This window comes from Microbacterium sp. SMR1 (assembly GCF_003289625.1).
Lineage (GTDB): Bacteria > Actinomycetota > Actinomycetes > Actinomycetales > Microbacteriaceae > Microbacterium > Microbacterium plantarum.
Window position 1 is genome coordinate 258,667 of the sequence record NZ_QMBN01000001.1, and the last position, 17,364, is coordinate 276,030.

Genomic DNA, 17,364 nt, shown 5'->3' on the forward strand with positions numbered 1-17,364 from the left:
CAGCAAAACATGCCTGAGCGCAACGAGAATCAGCCCGAAGAGACCGATCCCGCGGTCCTCGCCGACAGCGAGAGCATTCACACGACGGCGATCGGGATCATCGGCGGCACCGCGCAGGTCGACGTCGCGCTTCCCGTCGCGGAGGACGACCTCGATGACGACGACGTCATCGACGGCGAGGTCGGCGACGAGCAGCTGACGACCGGCGACATCCCCCTCGGGGCGGGACCGGGCGAGCCGTACGGCGATGCCGACGCGTCGGAGGATGACACATCGCGTGCTTCCGACGACGAGGCGGGCGTCGGCGAGCACGCGACTCCAGACCACGACGACGACCTCGCGGCGCCGGATCGGTCGAGCGACGGCGAGATGGGCGACGAGGTGACGGAGGCCGAAGCAGCCGACCTCGTCGTCGACGACGACATCGACGTCGCGACCGATGAGGACGTCGCGACCGACGAGGACGTCGCGACCGATGACGACGCAGCCGAGCCGGCCGACGAGGTCGTCACCGCCACGATCGACGACGAGGACGCGGAGACCGACGGTCAGGACGACTCGGAACCGATGACCGCGGGTGCAGCCGGCGAGGCTCTGGACGTGCGTGATGAGTCCGGCGACGCGACGGACGCCGCCGTCGAGCACGACGTCCCGAAGCCCGACGTCGGAGAAACGCTCCAGGGCGGTGCCGTCGTCGCGACGGTCGTGCCGACCTCCACCCCGATCATCGGGACCGTGCCGACGACGCGCCGGCAAGCGCACCAGGCCGCCGAGCAGGTGCGTCACGCCACCGAGCGCGTGTCCGTGGCGCGTACGACCGAGCCCGTCCTCCAATCGCGACGTATCGGCGACCTCGAGCCCGGGCGCGAGTCCGCCGACCTCCTCACGGCCGAACGTCTGCTCGACCCCTCGCAGGTCGTGCGAGCCGAGCCGGAAGGCCGTTGGCAGCGGCTGCTGTACAGCGTCTCCGGCCATCGCATCAACCTCGGCGACGGAAAGCGCGCGCGGGCGCGGAAGGAGCTCGACCGTCGCATCGCCGCGCCGCTGGCCGGTGGCGCGAAGTTCGTCCCCGTGCTCTCGCGCAAGGGCGGCGTCGGCAAGACGACGGTGACGACCCTCCTCGGCATGGCTCTCGCAGATGCCCGCGATGACCGCGTGATCGCCATCGACGCCAATCCCGATCGTGGCACGCTGGCCGATCGCATCGGCCGCACGAGCGGGAAGACCGTGCGCGATCTGGCGCGTGCACGCGGTGAGGTAGTCGGCTTCAACGACCTCTCCGCCATCGTCGCGCGCGACGAAACCCGGCTCGACGTGCTGGCCTCCGACACCGATCCGCACGTATCCGAAGCATTCAGCGATCACGATTACGAGGATGTGGCCGCGATCGCGGCGCACTATTACTCCATCGTCCTCACCGATACGGGCACCGGGATCGTGCATTCGGTGATGGGCGCGACTCTCGGACTGTCCGACCAGATCGTCGTCGTCGCCGGTCTCTCGGTCGACGAGGCCCGGCTGGCCTCCGAGACGTTGACGTGGCTCGAATCCAACGGTTTCGCCGACGCCGTGAAGAACGCCGTCGTGGTGCTCAACACATCCCGTCCGGGAACGCCGATGGTTCGCGCGGAAGAGTTGGAGACGCACTTCGCCACGCGCGTGCGCTCCGTCCTGCGCGTTCCGTACGACCCGCACCTGGCGGCGGGGAGCGCGGTCTCGTTCCGCGACCTCGAGCCGGCGACCCGCGAAGCGGCGCGCAAACTCGCGGCGAGCGTAGTCGAAGGTCTGCGTCTGGGAGGGGCGGCCTGACATGACGGTTCGCGCGATCCGCTTCTTCGGCGACCCGGTCCTGAAGTCGCCGGCAGCTCCGATCGAGACGATCGACGACGGTGTGCGCTCGCTCGTCCAGGACCTCCTCGACACCGTCGAGCTGCCCGGTCGTGCGGGCGTCGCCGCTCCGCAGATCGGCGTGGGCCTGCGCGCGTTCAGCTACAACGTGGACGGCGTCATCGGCTACATCCTCAATCCGCGTCTCGTCGAGGTCTCCGGTGAACCGTCTCTGATCGGCGAGGGATGCCTCTCGGTACCCAACCTGTGGCATGACACGCTCCGGCACCCGTACGCGCGCGCCGTGGGCATCGATCTCGATGGCGAAGAGATCGTCCTCGAGGGCGAGGGGCTGATGGCGCAGGCCCTGCAGCACGAGTGCGATCATCTCGATGGCATCCTGTACCTCGACCGGCTCTCGCCCGCCGAGCGTCGGATCGCCATGCGCGAGGTGCGCGAGTCGTCCTGGTTCTGACGCGTCGCGCAGAAGCGGGGCCCGGCCGGTGATCACCAGCCGGGCCCCGCTTCTGCGTCATCCGATCATCCGAGCGGGACGTTGCTCGTCTTCACCGGCTCGTCGTAGATGTCGGAGATGGCGTCCGAGAAGTCGGTGAGGATGACGTTGCGCTTGATGCTCATCTTGGGCGTCAGGTGGCCGCTCGCCTCGGTCCACTCCGTGTCGAGGATCGTGAACTTGCGGATCGACTCTGCGCGCGAGACGTTGCGGTTCGCCTCGTCGATCGCGCGCTGGACCTCGGCGCGGACCTCGGCGTTCTTCGCCGCGTCGGCGAGGGACATGTCTCCGGAGAGGCCGTTGTTCGTCAGCCAGGTCGGCAGCATCTCCAGGTCGAGCGTGACGAGCGCGGAGATGAAGGGCTTCTGATCGCCCACGACGACGACCTGGCCCACGATCGGGTTGGCGCGGATGGGATCCTCGAGCACGGCGGGGGCGACGTTCTTGCCGCCGGCGGTGACGATGATCTCCTTCTTGCGTCCGGTGATCGTCAGGAAGCCCTCGTCGTCGAACGATCCGATGTCGCCGGTCTTGAACCAGCCGTCGTTGAACGCCGCCTCGGTGGCCTCGGGGTTGCGCCAGTACTCCGCGAACACGTTGATGCCGCGCACCTCGACTTCGCCGTCCTCACCGAGGCGGACCCCGACGCCGGGCAGGACCGGCCCGACCGTGCCGATCTTGGACTTCGTCGCGAGGTTGACCGTCGCGGGAGCCGTCGTCTCGGTGAGTCCGTAGCCCTCGAGGATCGTGACGCCGAGGCTGTGGAAGAAGTGGCCGAGGCGCGGGCCCAGGGGAGCGGATCCCGAGACGGCATAGGTGACGCGGCCGCCCATGGCGGCGCGGAGCTTGCCGTAGACCAGCTTGTCGAAGACACGGAACTTGAGCTTGGTCAGCAGCGGGATGCTCTTGCCCTCCTGCTTCAGCCGCGAGTGATCGATCGCGACCTGCGCGGCGGCGCGGAAGATCTTGCCCTTGCCGCCGGCTTCGGCCTTCTGCTCCGCCGAGTTGTAGACCTTCTCGAACACGCGCGGGACCGCGAGCAGGAAGGTCGGCTGGAAGGTGCCGAGAGCGGGCAGCAGCTGCTTGGTGTCGGGCTGATGCCCGGTCTTGACCCCGGCGTGGACATTGAGGATCGAGATGAAGCGGGCGAAGACGTGCGCCGTGGTGATGAACAGCAGCGTCGATGCGCCGCCGGGGTGGTTGACGACCTCCTTGAGCGCCTCGCCGGAGTTGCGGGCGAGCTCGACGAAGTTGCTGTGGGTCAGCACACAGCCCTTCGGGCGCCCGGTCGATCCCGAGGTGTAGATGAGGGTCGCGATGTCCGAGCCGACGGCGAGGTTCCGTCGCCGCTCGATCTCCCCGTCGGACACGTCGCCCCCGCCTGAGCGCAGCTTGTCGAGATGTCCCGAAGCCATGACCCACACCTCGCGGACGAGGGGCACGGTCGACCGGATCTCGTCGATGCGACCCGCGTGGTCGGCCGACTCCGCGATCGCGAACGTCGCGCCCGAGTCGCCGAGGATCCAGGCGATCTGCGACGCCGAGCTCGTCTCGTAGACGGGGACCATCACGGCGCCGGCGAAGAAGATCGCGAAATCGACGAGTGTCCAGTCGTACGTGGTGCGGGCGATGAACGCCACCTTGTCGCCGGGCTCGACACCGGCGGCGACGAGACCCTTCGCCAGCGCGATGACCTCGCGTTGGAACTCGGCAGCGGAGATGTCTCGCCAACCACCGTCGTGCGGCACGGCGAAGAGCGCTCGCGACGGGGTCGCGGCGACCCGGTCGACGAGGAGATCGGTGATGTTCGCGTCAGGGGCGGCTGGAACGACAGCGGGGACTTCGAACTGGACGGCGCTCATGGGCGGCAACTCCTTCGGTACCGGAAGCGTCTGGCAGGGTACAGACACTCTATCGGCCGCCCGGCCGCCGAGCCCGCGCGCGAACGCGGTGCCCCATTAGACTTTGCGGGTCGCCGCCGGACGGCCGACGGAAAGGACCACGCGTGCTCAACATCGGCATCGACATCGGCGGAACCAAGATCGCCGGAGGTGTCGTCTCCGCCGACGGGACGATCGTCGACCGCATCCGCGTCGACACCCCCGCCGACACCGACGCGCTGGCCGACGCCGTCGCCGACATGGTGCGGCACTTCCGCGCATCGCACGACGTCACCGCTGTCGGTGTCGCTGCCGCGGGATTCCTCGATCGCACCCGGTCGATCATGCGCCACGCCCCGAACATCGACTGGGTGGAGCACCCGCTGCGAGCCGAGCTCGAGGCGCGCGTCGGCGTCGCCGTCGTGCTCGAGAACGATGCCAACGCCGCGGGGTGGGCGGAGTACCGCTTCGGCGCCGGCCGCGGCAGCTCCAACATGGTGATGCTGACCCTCGGCACCGGCGTCGGGGGAGCGGTCATCATCGACGGGCAGCTCCTCATCGGCGGTCGAGGAGCGGCGGGCGAGCTCGGCCACGTGCGGTTCGAGCGCGGCGGGCGCCCGTGCGGGTGCGGCCTAACGGGATGCCTCGAGCAGTACGCCTCGGGACGCGCGCTGCAGCGCGAGGCGGTGGCCATCGCTGACGACCCCGAGCTCGGTGCCGGGCTCGCGCAGGTGCGCGACGAGCACGGTTCGATCCCGGGCGACGCGATCTCGCGCCTGATCCTCGCCGACGATCCCGGAGCGCTCGAGGCGCTCCACCGGGTCGCGACGGCGCTGGGTGAGACCGCGGGCGGGTTCCAGGCGACGCTCGACCCCGAGATCTTCGTCATCGGCGGCGGCGTCGCCCAGCTCGGCGAGACGCTCCTCGCGCCGGTCCGGGCGGCCTACCGTGACGCGCTCCCGGGCGGCGAGAACGCGGCTCCCGCCGACTTCGCGATCGCGACGCTCGGCAACGACGCGGGCCTGATCGGCGTCGCCGATCTGGCCGGGGGGCGGTGACCGGTGTTCTACTGGCTGATGAAGTACATCTTCATCGGACCCGTCGTGAAGGCGATCTTCCGGCCCTGGATCGTGGGACGCCGTAACGTCCCGGCATCCGGTGCGGCGATCTTCGCCAGTAACCACCTCTCGGTGAGCGACTCGATCTTCCTGCCGCTCATGATCGACCGGCCGATGTCGTTCCTCGCCAAGAGCGACTACTTCACCGGAACGGGCCTCAAGGGCTGGGCCACTCGGGTGTTCATGAAGGCGACGGGTCAGATCGCCATCGACCGGACGGGCGGCAAAGCGTCCGAAGCCTCGCTCAACACGGGACTCCAGGTGCTGGGCCGCGGCGATCTGCTCGGGATCTACCCCGAGGGCACGCGGAGCCCCGATGGCAAGCTCTACCGCGGACGCACCGGATTGGCGCGCATGGCGCTCGAGGCCCGCGTGCCCGTGATTCCCGTCGTCATGGTCGACACCGACGCGGTCATGCCCATCGGGCGCAGCATCCCCCGGGTCGGACGGGTGGGAATGGTCATCGGCGAGCCGCTGGACTTCTCTCGTTTCCAGGGGATGGAGAGCGACCGGTACGTGCTGCGCTCGGTGACCGACGAGATCATGGTCGCGCTGCAGCGGCTGGGCGAGCAGGAGTACGAAGACGTGTACGCATCGTCGGTCAAGGAGCGCGCAGCGCAGCAGCAGGCCTGATTGTCACACGGCCGGCGGGGTGTCGGCCGAGCACTAGACTTGGCCCGTGCCTACGCTGGATTCACTCGACTCGTGGCGCGATCTTCCCATCAAGCAGCAGCCGGCGTGGAACGACCCCGACGCCGTGGCTGCGGTGTCGGCCGAGATCGCGACGCTCCCGCCCCTCGTCTTCGCCGGTGAGGTGGACATCCTCCGCGAGCGCCTCGCGCGCGCGGCATCCGGAGAAGCCTTCCTCCTGCAGGGCGGTGACTGCGCCGAGACGTTCGCCGGCGCGACCGCCGAGAAGATCCGCAACCGCATCAAGACGGTGCTGCAGATGGCGGTCGTGCTGACCTATGGCGCCTCGATGCCCGTCGTCAAGATGGGTCGCATGGCCGGGCAGTTCGCCAAGCCCCGCTCGAGCGACACCGAGACGCGCGGCGACGTCACGCTGCCGGCGTACCGCGGCGACATCGTCAACGGCTACGACTTCACCGCCGCCTCGCGTCAGCCCGACCCCGCCCGGTTGCTCAAGGGCTACCACACGGCCGCGTCGACGCTGAACCTCATCCGCGCGTTCACGCAGGGTGGGTTCGCCGACCTGCGCGAGGTGCACTCGTGGAACAAGGGCTTCGCGTCGAACCCGGCGAATGCCCGTTACGAGGGCCTCGCGGGAGAGATCGACCGGGCCATCAAGTTCATGGAGGCGGCCGGGGCCAACTTCGACGAGCTGCGCGGCGTCGAGTTCTACACGGGCCACGAGGGCCTGCTGATGGACTACGAGCGCCCGATGACGCGCATCGATTCGCGGACGAACACGCCGTACAACACGTCGTCGCACTTCCTCTGGATCGGCGAGCGCACGCGCGAGCTCGACGGCGCGCACGTCGACTACTTCTCGAAGATCCGCAACCCCATCGGGGTGAAGCTCGGCCCCACGACGTCGACCGACACCGCGCTGGCGCTGATCGACAAGCTCGACCCCGAGCGCGAGCCGGGTCGCCTCACCTTCATCACTCGTATGGGGGCGGGCAAGATCCGCGATGCGCTGCCGCCGCTGCTCGAGGCCGTGAAGGACTCGGGCGCGACGCCGCTGTGGGTCACCGACCCGATGCACGGCAACGGCATCACGACGCCCACCGGCTACAAGACGCGTCGCTTCGACGATGTCGTGGACGAGGTGCGCGGCTTCTTCGAGGCGCACCGCGCGGTGGGCACCTTCCCGGGCGGCATCCACGTCGAGCTCACGGGTGACGACGTCACGGAGTGCCTCGGCGGCTCCGAGATGATCGACGAGGCGACGCTCGCCACGCGGTACGAGAGCCTGTGCGACCCGCGTCTGAACCACATGCAGAGCCTCGAACTGGCCTTCCTGGTCGCCGAGGAACTCGAGAAGCGCTGAGCTTCGGCTCGCCGAGGCCCGCGAGAGCGCACGTCTGCACGATTACGGGGTCTCCCCACCGTGCAGATGTGCGCTCTCGCCGTTTCGGGCTGTGGAGAGCGCGGCGTCAGCGAGGCTGGCGGGGGATCGTGGGCGGGTGAACCGCCGAGCCCCGCTACCACGACCCATTGCCCGACGAGCGTTCGCCACGGCCGCGGCGGCGACCCGGCGCGATCGGATCTCGGACGGGACTCGTCCTCGAATGCCGATTCGTCGACGGTGTGCCTGTCTTGTCGCCGACCGAGGCGTGGTGCCGGCGCGCGGAGCCCGGTTGCTGCGAGGTGCGCTCGACCGTGCCCGCTCGCCCGTCGACTCGCCCCGCGAGTCGCTGCTGCGCGTCGCGCTCGAGTACCAGGGGGACGAGCATCGCACCTCGCGGCGACGGTGGCTCGACGATCTCACGCGCGTGCAGCTGCTCGAGGATGCCGGGTACCGGGTCATCCTCGTCAGGGCCGCCGACCTCGAAGACGACGCCCGGAGCCTGGCCGCTCGGATCCGCCGTGCTCTCGCCTGACCGGTCACACCTCCGCGAGGACGCGCATCCGTAGGGTGCAGGGGGCTACAGGCCGTGCACTCCTGCGCTCTCGGCGCCCAGCGGCGGAGAGGGTCAGCCGGTCGCGGTGATCTGCAGCGTGATCGTGGTGCCGCGCACGTGCTTGCTGCCACCGGCGGGGTCTTGAGCGGTGACCTTCGTCAGCCCGTCCGGCCAGATGTTCCACAGCGCCGAGAAGCTGACCTCGAAGCCGGCGTCGCGGAGCGTCTGCGCGGCCGCATCGCGGGTCTGTCCGACGACGCTCGGCACCTCGAACAGCGGGGGACCGCTCGAGACGATGAGCGTGACGACGTCGCCCGGCCGCCAGTTGCCTTCCTCACCGCGGTCGGCGATGCCGATCACATCGCCCTTCGCGATGCGCTCGCTCGCCTCGGTGCGGGTCTCGCCCGACACCTCGAGTCCGGCGTCCGTCAGAATTCCGGTCGCACGGTTGACGCTCTGGCCCGCGACGTCGGGCACGGCACCCCGAGAGACCAGGAGTCCGGCTGAATCGCCCTGGCGCAGGGTGCAACCACCGGAGCAGTCGACCGGTTCGCCACCCCCCGCAGGCGTGCCGGAAGCGCGGATGACGGTGCCCTCGGCGACATCCGGATCGAACTCCGCGTCGGCATCGTCCGAGACGGCGATGACGTTCTGGCGGAGGATCTCGCGCGCTGCGTCTTCGGTCTGACCCGACAACGCGGGTATGGAGACTTCCGCCGGGCCTCGCGAGATCACGACCGTCACGACCGCGTCTCGATCGAGCCGGGAGCCGGGGTCGGGGTCGGTGCGGATGGCGAGCCCCTCTGCGACGTCGAGGCTGTTCTCGCCGGTCTCCTGAGCCTGGAGTCCCTGTGCCATGATGGCGGCTTGCGCATCGGCGAAGCTCGTTCCGCGCACATCGGGAACGGCGACCAGCGAGCCCGGCCCCGAGCCGAACCACCATCCCGTGCCGCCGGCGAGAGCCGCCAGCAGGAGCACGATCGTGACGAGCCAGGCACCCTTCGCCCGGTTGCGACGTGCGTGCCGGCGCAGCCGGGTCGCGTTGTCGACGTCCGTCGTGACGGGGGGCGCCGTGAACGTCCCGGGCATCACCTTCGTGAGCTCGCCGGAACCTTCGCCGTCGTCGTCGATGACCACCACCGGCGCGCCGGACGGCGCCGTGCGCACGACCTGGGGGAACACCCCGAGTTCACGCTCGATCTCGCGCAGGCGATCGAGCATGACCTTGGCGTCGAGGGGACGCTCGTCGGGCTCGCGTTCGGTCGCCCACAGCACCAGCTCGTCGAGCTGCTCGGGCACCCCCGGGTTCTTCGCGCTCGGGCGCGGGACCGAGTCGGTCGCGTGCTGATAGGCGATCTGCATCGGCTGCTCGCCCTTGTAGGGCTGCTCGCCGGCGAGCATCTCGTAGAGCATGATGCCCAGGGCGTAGATGTCGCTGCGGGCGTCTGCCGTGCCCCGGGTGACGAGTTCAGGTGCCAGGTAGGCGATCGTGCCGAGCAGCATCTGCCCGGTCGCGGTGTTCGCCGTCGTGGCCCGAGCGAGCCCGAAGTCGCCGATCTTGATCCGGCCGTCCTCGGCCAGCAGGACGTTCTCCGGTTTGACGTCGCGATGCACGATCCCCGCGCGGTGGGCGGCGGCGAGACCGGACAGGATCGCATCCATGATGGTGATCGTCTGGGGGATCGTCAGACGCTTCTGCTCGCGCAGCAGCTCACGCAGAGTGATGCCCGGGAGGTACTCCATCACCAGGTAGGCCATCTCGCCGTCCTGGCCCTGGTCGAAGACGTTGACCACGTGCGGATCGGCCAGGCGCGCCGCAGAGCGGGCCTCCTGGATGAAGCGGCTCTGGAAGACCGAGTCGTCCGACAGATGCCCGTGCATGACCTTGAGTGCCACGCGTCGCTCGAGTCTGAGGTCGGTCGCGACGTAGACCGTGGCCATGCCGCCACGGGCGATGCGAGCGCGGACGCGATACCGCTGGTCGACCAGTCGGCCGATCAGCGGGTCGGTCTGCTGGCTCATGCTCACGGAGCGATTCTACGGAGCGGATGCTGCGAGCCCGGGCAACGGCTCACCCTCGTGCGTCGGCGACATGGCTTCCGAGCGTTCTCGGGGTCAGCCGAGTGCGGCGAGCCAGCGATAGGCCTGCTGCTCCCACTCGCCGTACCGCTCGGGGTAGGCGGAGATCTGCACGGCCTGCGCGGCGTCGGTGAAGGCGAGGCTCTCCCACCCCGGGATATCGAGCAGTCCGCGCGTCGCGGTGCCGTTGGGATCGGCCGCGCCGCCGTAGAACGTGGCGATGGAGCGAGCGGGATCGCGCACCTGATCGGGGGTGCCCCACCCGGTGCTCGGACGCTGCTGGAAGAGGCCGAGCGAGTCGCGGTCGCCCCAGTCGAGGTTGCGGATCCACGACTCGACCATCGCAGTCGCCAGGGCGATCGCGATCCCGCGGTCGGGCACACCGCGTTCCCGACCGACCTGGATGATCAGCCGCGCGTTGGCGATCTGCTCCGCGTCGAGGCCGAGGTCGGGGAGAGCGGCGGTCTGGACGGCGGGTGCTGCGGCGGCTCCCGGGATCACGAGCTGCTGGCCGGGATAGATGATCGAGGAGCGGTCGAGCCCGTTCGCCGCGAGTACGGCGTCGAGGCCGAGACCGTGAGCGGCGGCGATCGCCGCCACCGTGTCGCCGGCCGACACGGTGTGCGCCGCGGCGGCGGTCGGCACGGACTGCGAGGCGTCCGCGGCTGCGGGCGCCGGGGTCGGGGCGGCCGAGGGCGACCCCGGGACCGCGAGCGTCTGACCGGGGAAGATCACGGCACCGTCCGCGAGCCCGTTCGCTGCCAGGAGTGTGGCGACGTCGACGCCGTGAGCCTGAGCGACCGACCACGGGGTGTCGCCGCTCGCGACGGTATGGGTGAGTCCCGTCGAGGTGGTCTGGGCTACGGGGACCGCAGCCGGCGTCGCCGAGGCGCCCGGCTCCGCGCTCAACCGGATGCGGTCGCCGGGGCGGATGACCGACGACCAATTCAAACCGTTCCAGGCCAGGAGATCGACCGTGCGGAGTCCGTAAGCGGACGCGATGCGGCTGACGGTGTCGCCGAGCACGACGGTGTGCTCTGCGGGACGCGACGAGAGCGGGCGCACCGGGCCCGCGGTGCCGACCGTGGCGGCTCGGAACGACGCGCCGGGGACCGCGTCGCGCTGGGCGGTCTCGGTCATCGGCGCTGCCGTCGCCGGCTGCGCGGTCAGGCTGAGCGCGATGGAACCGACGACGGCGGGTGCGACGGCGCCACACAGGCGTGGTCGCGGGCGGTGCGGGGGAGAGTTCGAGTCGCGGCGCACGGAGGGTCCCTTCTCGGAGGTCTCGGAAACGCTGACATGTTGCTGTGAGAGGTGTCAACCGAAGTGACTGCTGTGACTCGTGTGAAAGCCGACCCGACAGCGGGCCGGGACGCCCATCGGAAGTGACATAGTGAAGGGGTGAGCACTCCCGATTACCCCGCCGTTCCCCTGTCCTGGCTGACACTGCCCGAGGTCGTCGAGCTGACGGGCGAGACGCTCAGCCGCGTCCGGCGACTGCTGGATGAGAATCACCTCATCGGCTCGCGTCGGGACGGAACGCTTCGCGTGCCGGAGGCCTTCTTCGTCGACGGCGCGCCGCTGTCGTCGCTCCGGGGCACCATCACCGTGCTGCACGACGCCGGGTTCTCGGACGACGAGGCGATCGACTGGCTGTTCGCCACCGAGGACTCCATCGGCGCCGCTCCCATCGCCGCCCTGCGCGCAGGACGGAAGACCGAGGTCCGCAGGGTCGCGCAGACGCTCGCCTGACCGGAGCAGGGGCTCCGGACGCTCAGGAGGTCCGCTGGATCGCGGCCTGTCCGATCTCTCGGAGCGTTGCGATCTCGGCACCACCGATCGGCGCGTCATCGAGCGCCGCATCGGCTGCGGCGGCGAGCTGCGCGATCTCCTGTTCGAGGCGCTGGACGGCGCCGCTCTCGTCGATGACCCGCTGCAGGCGTCCGATGGTCGCCTCGTCGAGTGCCCGGTCGCCGAGCGCAGCATCGAGGTCGGCGCGGCCGTCGGCGTCCATCGCTTCGCGCGCGTAAGCGATGAGGACGGTCCGCTTGCCCTCGCGGAGATCGTCGCCGGACGGCTTGCCCGTCACCGCGGGGTCTCCGAAGACGCCCAATACGTCATCGCGCAGCTGGAAGGCGAGACCGACGGAGTGGCCGAACTCAGCGAGGGCCTCGCGCTGGGCTGCGGTGGCGCCGCCGAGTGCCGCGCCGATCAGGAGGGGCTGCTGCACGCTGTATCGAGCGGACTTGTAGGACGCGACCCGCAGTGCTCGGGCGGCGTGCTCGTGGTCCGGTGCCGTGGCCCACGCGGCCTCTTCGGCCACGTCCAGATACTGCCCGACCGTGACGTCGCGCCGCATCGTCGCGTACTGGCGGCGGACGTCCGACGCGAAGCGGTGTCCGTCGACGGCCTCTTCGAGGAGGTCGTCGCTCCAGGCGATGAGCAGGTCGCCGAGCAGGATCGCGGCGGCCCGTCCGAACGCGTCGGCGTCACCGAGCCAGCCGGATCGGCGATGCGCCTCCTCGAGGGCGCGATGGGCGGCGGGGCGTCCTCGTCGCGTGTCCGAGTTGTCGACCAGATCGTCGTGCACGAGCGCGGCCGCATGGAAGATCTCCAGGGAAGCGGCGACACCTGCGATGTCGGCGTCGTCGGAAGAGACCCCGGCCACCGCGTGCCCAGCCGTGAGGAACCGCGCGCGGAGCCGTTTGCCGCCGGCGACGGCGGCGAAGGCGCGGTCGACGAAATCGACCGCTTCGGCCCCGAGATCGGCGGCCTCGGCCCGCCGTTCCGCCGCGAAGCTTTCCAGTCGCTGGGAAACGGTCGAGATCGGGTCGGCGGAGCTCGTCACAGGCCTAGCCTAGTTCTCATCAGCGCGCGTAGAATCGGGCGCATCGGTACCCGAACAGAGGGGGATGCATGCCACTGTCAGAACAGGAGCAGCGGCTGCTTGACGAGATGGAACGCCATCTCATGCGCAATGAAGCAGACGTCGTCAGTGCTCCGCGCGAAGGTCAGTCCCTCAGCTACCGCAACATCGTCTACGGTGCGGTGCTCGTCCTCCTCGGTCTCGGCGGTCTCATCGCCGGCGTCTCGAGCAGCATCATCGCGATCGGCGTCGTGGCCTTCCTCGTCATGGTGGGCGGGGTCGTGCTGGCGCTGACGCCCTCTCGCAACGGAACAGCGAGCCGACCGACGGCGACCACCGGCACGCGAAAGCCCGCCGCCCGGTCCTCGAATTTCATGGACCGGATGAACGACCGCTGGGACCGCCGCAACGGCGAACGCTGACGCATCCCGCTTCTCCTCAGAGCACCGACCTTCGGGTCGGTGCTCTTTTTTGTGCCCTGGGGGAGGAATGGGTGCTGTGGCCATAGTGAAGTGGAGGAAAGTGGAGTAAAGTGGTGGCCACCGACGGGCCGGGAGGGGGTGGTGGAGCACCATGCTTCTCGGCACGCACACCCCCAAGCTCGACGAGAAGGGCCGCGTCATCCTCCCCGCCAAATTCCGCGACGACCTCGGCCCCGGTGTCGTCGTCACGCGCGGTCAGGAGCGGTGCCTCTACGTGTTCAGCACGGTGGAGTTCGAGCGTGTCTACGAGCGCATCCGCGAAGCGCCTCTCACGAACAAGCAGGCGCGTGACTTCCAGCGGATGTTCCTCTCCGGCGCGAGCGCGGAGAAGCCCGATAGCCAGAACCGCATCACCGTGCCGCCGCACCTGCGCACCTACGCCGGGCTGGGGCGCGAACTGGTCATGACCGGTGTCGGCGCGCACGCCGAGATCTGGGACGCAGATGCCTGGAACGCCTACGCCGCAGGCAACGAAGACGCCTACTCCGACATGGAGCAGGAGGTGATCCCGGGACTCTTCTGACCCGTGGCCGTGATCCTCAGCCGCTGGCCCTGACGCACTTCCCCGGTGTCAGGTCGCAGCGGAGGGGGATCAGGGCTCCGGGAACCGTCCCGCCACGACCATGACGAACGACGACATCCACACCCCCGTCCTGCTCGACCGCTGCGTCGAGCTGCTCTCGCCCGCGCTCGACCGCGAGGGCGCCGTCGTCGTCGACGCGACCGAAGGCATGGGCGGTCACTCCGAAGCGCTTCTCGAGAGGTTCCCCGGCGTTCGGCTCGTCGGGCTCGACCGTGACACCGACGCCCTGCGCATCGCGGGGGAGCGCCTCGCCCGGTTCGGAGACCGCGTCGACCTCGTCCACACCGTCTACGACGGCATCCGCGAGGCCCTCGATTCGCTCGGCATCCGGCGCGTGGACGGCATCCTCTTCGATCTGGGTGTCTCGTCCCTCCAGCTCGATGAGGCCGAGCGGGGGTTCGCCTACGCGCAGGATGCTCCTCTAGACATGCGTATGGATCAGACTGCGGGCACGACCGCGGCAGAGATCCTCGCGACCTACAGCGAGGGCAACCTGCGGCGCATCTTCGAGCGCTACGGCGAGGAGAAGCTGGCAGGGCGGTATGCGCGGGCCATCATCGAGGCGCGGGGCCGGTCGCCGTTGACACGATCAGGTCAGCTCGTCGACGTCCTCATCGCCGCGACCCCGGTCGCCGTGCAGCGCGACCGTTCCGGGCACCCCGCGAAGCGCGTGTTCCAGGCCCTGCGCATCGAGGTCAATGCCGAGCTCGCCGTGCTCGAGCGCGCGCTGCCGGCGGCGCTCGACGCGCTGGCCGTCGGTGGACGCATCGTCGTGATGTCGTACCAGTCGCTCGAAGACCGCGCGGTCAAGCGCGTGCTCGCCGAGGCGTCGTCATCGACTGCCCCCAGCGGCCTGCCCGTCGAGCTCCCCGAGCATGCGCCGCGGTTCCGGCTGCTGGTCCGCGGCGCGGAACTGGCGTCCGAGGAAGAACGTGAACGCAATCCCCGCGCGACGCCGGTCCGGCTGCGTGCGGCGGAACGGATGAGGGAGGCCTCGTGACTGCCGACAACACCGCCCGCATCCCATCGCCGCTCGGCGACGACTTCTTCGCGAGCGTTCCCGGCCGCCTGCCGCGAGAGGGGGAGCGGGAGCGTCAGCGCGATCTCCGCCTCGTCGCCGGCGCTTCCCGTCGCCGTCGCCCGCGCATGCTCTACGGCGTCATCGCCGTGTCGGGCGCGGTGCTCATCGGGGCGGTGCAGATGGGGTTGTCGATCCTCACGACCCAGACCTCTTATGAGATCTCCTCGCTCTCGCAGCAGCAGCGGCAGCTCACCTGGCAGAAGCAGATCATCGAGGATGATCTCGCGGGACTCGCCTCACCTCAGTACCTCGCGGCCAATGCGACCGCCCTGGGCATGGTGATCGCCGAGTCTCCCAACTATCTGCGACTCAGCGACGGCGCCGTGCTCGGCTCCGCCAGCGCCGCGGGCGCGCACTCGAACGTCGACGCCCTCGGCCGCGCCGCCGTCGCCAATTCGCTCGTCGCCGGCGTCCCGCTGGTCACCGATCCCGCTGCCAGCCTCGAGACCGGCACGAGCACCGACGAGCTGGTCGGTGCCGATCGTGCGACACCCCCGCCTATCGCCGACGGATTGCCCGCCCCGACCACACACTGAGACACATGACGACACGAGCCACCCGCAGTCCGCGCCGCCGTACGGTCGTCGCACTCCTCGTCGTCCTCACCGTCCTCGTCGCGTTCATCGTCCGACTCGTCGACATCCAGGTCGTCAACGCCGAGGAGCACGAGGCCGACGCCCGCAACCTCGCGATGGAGGCCGGGACCGACCTGTTCGGGACGCGCGGCGACATCACCGACACCAACGGCGCGACCCTCGCCACGACGACCTCCGTCTACGACGCGAAGATCGACCCGAAGCTCGCGATCGAGGGGATCAAGCGCAAGAACGACGACGGTCAGACGGTCACGGTCACCTGGCCCGAGCTGGCCGCCGAGATCGCCGCCGTGACCGGGCAGGATGCCGCCGAGGTCGAGGGCATCGTCACGACGGCCGTCGCCGCCGACCCGGAGTCGCGATTCGCGTACCTCGAGCGGGGGATCTCGACGGCCCAGTACCGCGCTCTCGCCGACCTGAAGCTCCCGTTCGTCGGGTTCGACCCCCACCCCCACCGGACCTACCCCGACGGGGCGGTAGCGGGCAACGTCATCGGTTTCGTCGGCTCGGACGAAGCGCCGCTCGAGGGCATGGAGGCTCTGCAGAACTCGTGCCTGCAGAGCAGCGACGGCAAGGTCCGCTACATGCGCAGCCTCGACGGCGTCGTCATCCCCGGGACGGAGATCGAAGACCCCGCCCCGGTGAACGGCGGGACGCTCCGTCTCACGATCGACCGCGACCTGCAGTGGTACATGCAGCAGCTCATCGCGGAGCAGACGCAGAACCTCGGCGCCGAGAGCGGCTCGATCCTCGTGGTCGAGGTCGCCACGGGGAAGATCCGCGCCGCTGCCGAGTACCCCAGCGTCGACCTCAATGACATCGCGGCATCCGATCCCGCGGACCGGGGCAGCCGCCTCTTCCGCGACTCGTACGAGCCGGGATCGACCTTCAAGCCGGTGACGGCCGCGACCGCCATCGAAGCGGCGGGGCTGACCCCGCTCTCGACCGCATGGTCACCCGATCGGATGGAATTCCCCAACGGAGCCGTCGTCAACGACTCGGAGCACCACGAGGCCCAGAACCTGACGCTCACGGGAGGGCTCGTCACGTCGTCCAACGTCGCCCTGTCGCAGTTCGGTTCGCAGGTCGACCCCGAGACCCGGCTGGAGTACCTCAAGAAGTTCGGTGTCGGAGAGGGCACCGCGCTCAACTGGTCGGGTGAACCCAAGGGCACGTACATCCCGACCGACCAGTGGGACAGCCAGACCTACTACACGACGACGTTCGGCCAGGCCTTCACCGTGACGGCGCCGCAGGTGGCATCGGTGTATCAGACGATCGCCAACGGCGGTGTGCGCGAGCCGCTGAGCCTCGTCGAGTCCTGCACGGCGTCGGACGGAACGGTGACCGAGCCGGATCTTCCCGAGCCGGTGCGCGTGATCAAGGAGGGCACCGCCAGCCAGGTGAGCGAGATGCTCGAGAACGTCTTCGCTCAGGGGACCCTCGCGGACGACATCGCGATCCCCGGGTACCGTATGGCGGGCAAGACGGGAACCGCTCAGAAGGTCGATCCGAACACCGGCGCGTACAAGGACAACCTGTACTACACGTCGCTGGTCGGCTACGCACCCGCCGACGATCCGAAGTATGTTGTCCTGACGGCATTCGACGAGCCGAAGACCCTGCGCCTTTCGGCAGCGAACCGGCCGGCGTTCCAGAAGGCGATGACCCAGGTGCTCAAGCACTACCGGATCATGCCGTCCGACTCGCAGACGCCACTGCTCCCCGTGACCCAGTGATGCGCATCAGC

Annotated in this window: 16 protein-coding genes; 12 read left to right on the top strand and 4 right to left on the bottom strand. The window is 69.5% G+C overall.

Going from position 1 to position 17,364, the window contains the following annotated elements; translation table 11 throughout:
• Window positions 1-9 precede the first annotated feature (9 nt).
• Together DO944_RS01250 and def are read left to right on the top strand one after the other, a co-directional pair.
• Entirely contained in the window at window positions 10-1,809 is a 1,800-nt protein-coding gene (locus DO944_RS01250) for a MinD/ParA family protein (protein ID WP_112613916.1), read from the top strand.
• A 1-nt stretch (window position 1,810) separates the two neighbouring features.
• Complete coding sequence (gene def, locus DO944_RS01255) at window positions 1,811-2,302, top strand: peptide deformylase (RefSeq protein ID WP_112613918.1); 492 nt, start codon at window positions 1,811-1,813, stop codon at window positions 2,300-2,302.
• Window positions 2,303-2,367: 65 nt separating this feature from the next.
• On the opposite strand, the gene DO944_RS01260 is transcribed toward def, so the two are convergent.
• Window positions 2,368-4,203, bottom strand: coding sequence for a long-chain fatty acid--CoA ligase (locus DO944_RS01260; RefSeq protein WP_112613920.1), 1,836 nt, complete (start codon window positions 4,201-4,203; stop codon window positions 2,368-2,370).
• 143 nt (window positions 4,204-4,346) lie between these two features.
• Here DO944_RS01260 and DO944_RS01265 point away from each other — a divergent pair, with 143 nt between their 5' ends.
• The 4 genes from DO944_RS01265 to DO944_RS01280 all read left to right on the top strand — a co-directional run bounded on the left by DO944_RS01265 (window position 4,347) and on the right by DO944_RS01280 (window position 7,906).
• Window positions 4,347-5,279, top strand: coding sequence for an ROK family protein (locus DO944_RS01265; RefSeq protein WP_112613922.1), 933 nt, complete (start codon window positions 4,347-4,349; stop codon window positions 5,277-5,279).
• A gap of 3 nt (window positions 5,280-5,282) precedes the next feature.
• Entirely contained in the window at window positions 5,283-5,972 is a 690-nt protein-coding gene (locus DO944_RS01270) for a 1-acyl-sn-glycerol-3-phosphate acyltransferase (RefSeq protein WP_112613924.1), read from the top strand.
• A gap of 46 nt (window positions 5,973-6,018) precedes the next feature.
• The gene (locus DO944_RS01275) at window positions 6,019-7,353 is read left to right on the top strand and encodes a class II 3-deoxy-7-phosphoheptulonate synthase (protein WP_112613926.1); all 1,335 of its coding nucleotides are present in this window, start codon (window positions 6,019-6,021) and stop codon (window positions 7,351-7,353) included.
• 289 nt (window positions 7,354-7,642) lie between these two features.
• The gene (locus DO944_RS01280) at window positions 7,643-7,906 is read left to right on the top strand and encodes a hypothetical protein (protein ID WP_146751989.1); all 264 of its coding nucleotides are present in this window, start codon (window positions 7,643-7,645) and stop codon (window positions 7,904-7,906) included.
• 93 nt (window positions 7,907-7,999) lie between these two features.
• Here the strand turns inward: DO944_RS01280 and pknB are convergent, their stop codons facing one another.
• Both pknB and DO944_RS01290 read right to left on the bottom strand, forming a co-directional pair.
• A complete protein-coding gene (gene pknB, locus DO944_RS01285; protein WP_112613930.1) occupies window positions 8,000-9,955 on the bottom strand; it encodes a Stk1 family PASTA domain-containing Ser/Thr kinase in 1,956 nt (651 codons plus the stop codon).
• Between the two features lie 87 nt (window positions 9,956-10,042).
• Entirely contained in the window at window positions 10,043-11,146 is a 1,104-nt protein-coding gene (locus DO944_RS01290) for a LysM peptidoglycan-binding domain-containing protein (RefSeq protein WP_112615063.1), read from the bottom strand.
• A 261-nt stretch (window positions 11,147-11,407) separates the two neighbouring features.
• Here DO944_RS01290 and DO944_RS01295 point away from each other — a divergent pair, with 261 nt between their 5' ends.
• Window positions 11,408-11,758 (top strand): Rv2175c family DNA-binding protein, encoded by a 351-nt coding sequence (locus DO944_RS01295; RefSeq protein WP_112613932.1) that lies wholly within the window; start codon window positions 11,408-11,410, stop codon window positions 11,756-11,758.
• Window positions 11,759-11,780: 22 nt separating this feature from the next.
• Here the strand turns inward: DO944_RS01295 and DO944_RS01300 are convergent, their stop codons facing one another.
• Window positions 11,781-12,854, bottom strand: a complete 1,074-nt coding sequence (locus DO944_RS01300; RefSeq protein ID WP_112613934.1) for a polyprenyl synthetase family protein — start codon at window positions 12,852-12,854, stop codon at window positions 11,781-11,783.
• A 68-nt stretch (window positions 12,855-12,922) separates the two neighbouring features.
• On the opposite strand from DO944_RS01300, the gene DO944_RS01305 reads away from it, so the two are divergent.
• From DO944_RS01305 to DO944_RS01325, 5 genes are all read left to right on the top strand, one after another.
• Window positions 12,923-13,294, top strand: a complete 372-nt coding sequence (locus tag DO944_RS01305) for a DUF3040 domain-containing protein (RefSeq protein WP_112613936.1) — start codon at window positions 12,923-12,925, stop codon at window positions 13,292-13,294.
• Between the two features lie 151 nt (window positions 13,295-13,445).
• Window positions 13,446-13,877, top strand: a complete 432-nt coding sequence (gene mraZ, locus DO944_RS01310; protein WP_023951570.1) for a division/cell wall cluster transcriptional repressor MraZ — start codon at window positions 13,446-13,448, stop codon at window positions 13,875-13,877.
• Between the two features lie 100 nt (window positions 13,878-13,977).
• Window positions 13,978-14,937: a 16S rRNA (cytosine(1402)-N(4))-methyltransferase RsmH gene (gene rsmH, locus DO944_RS01315; protein ID WP_112613938.1), complete on the top strand. Its 960-nt coding sequence runs from the start codon at window positions 13,978-13,980 to the stop codon at window positions 14,935-14,937.
• Window positions 14,934-15,554 (top strand): hypothetical protein, encoded by a 621-nt coding sequence (locus tag DO944_RS01320; protein ID WP_112613940.1) that lies wholly within the window; start codon window positions 14,934-14,936, stop codon window positions 15,552-15,554. The genes rsmH and DO944_RS01320 overlap by 4 nt, the downstream gene beginning before the upstream one ends.
• Before the next feature lie 5 nt (window positions 15,555-15,559).
• A complete protein-coding gene (locus DO944_RS01325; protein WP_112613942.1) occupies window positions 15,560-17,353 on the top strand; it encodes a penicillin-binding protein 2 in 1,794 nt (597 codons plus the stop codon).
• The last annotated feature ends 11 nt before the right edge of the window (window positions 17,354-17,364 follow it).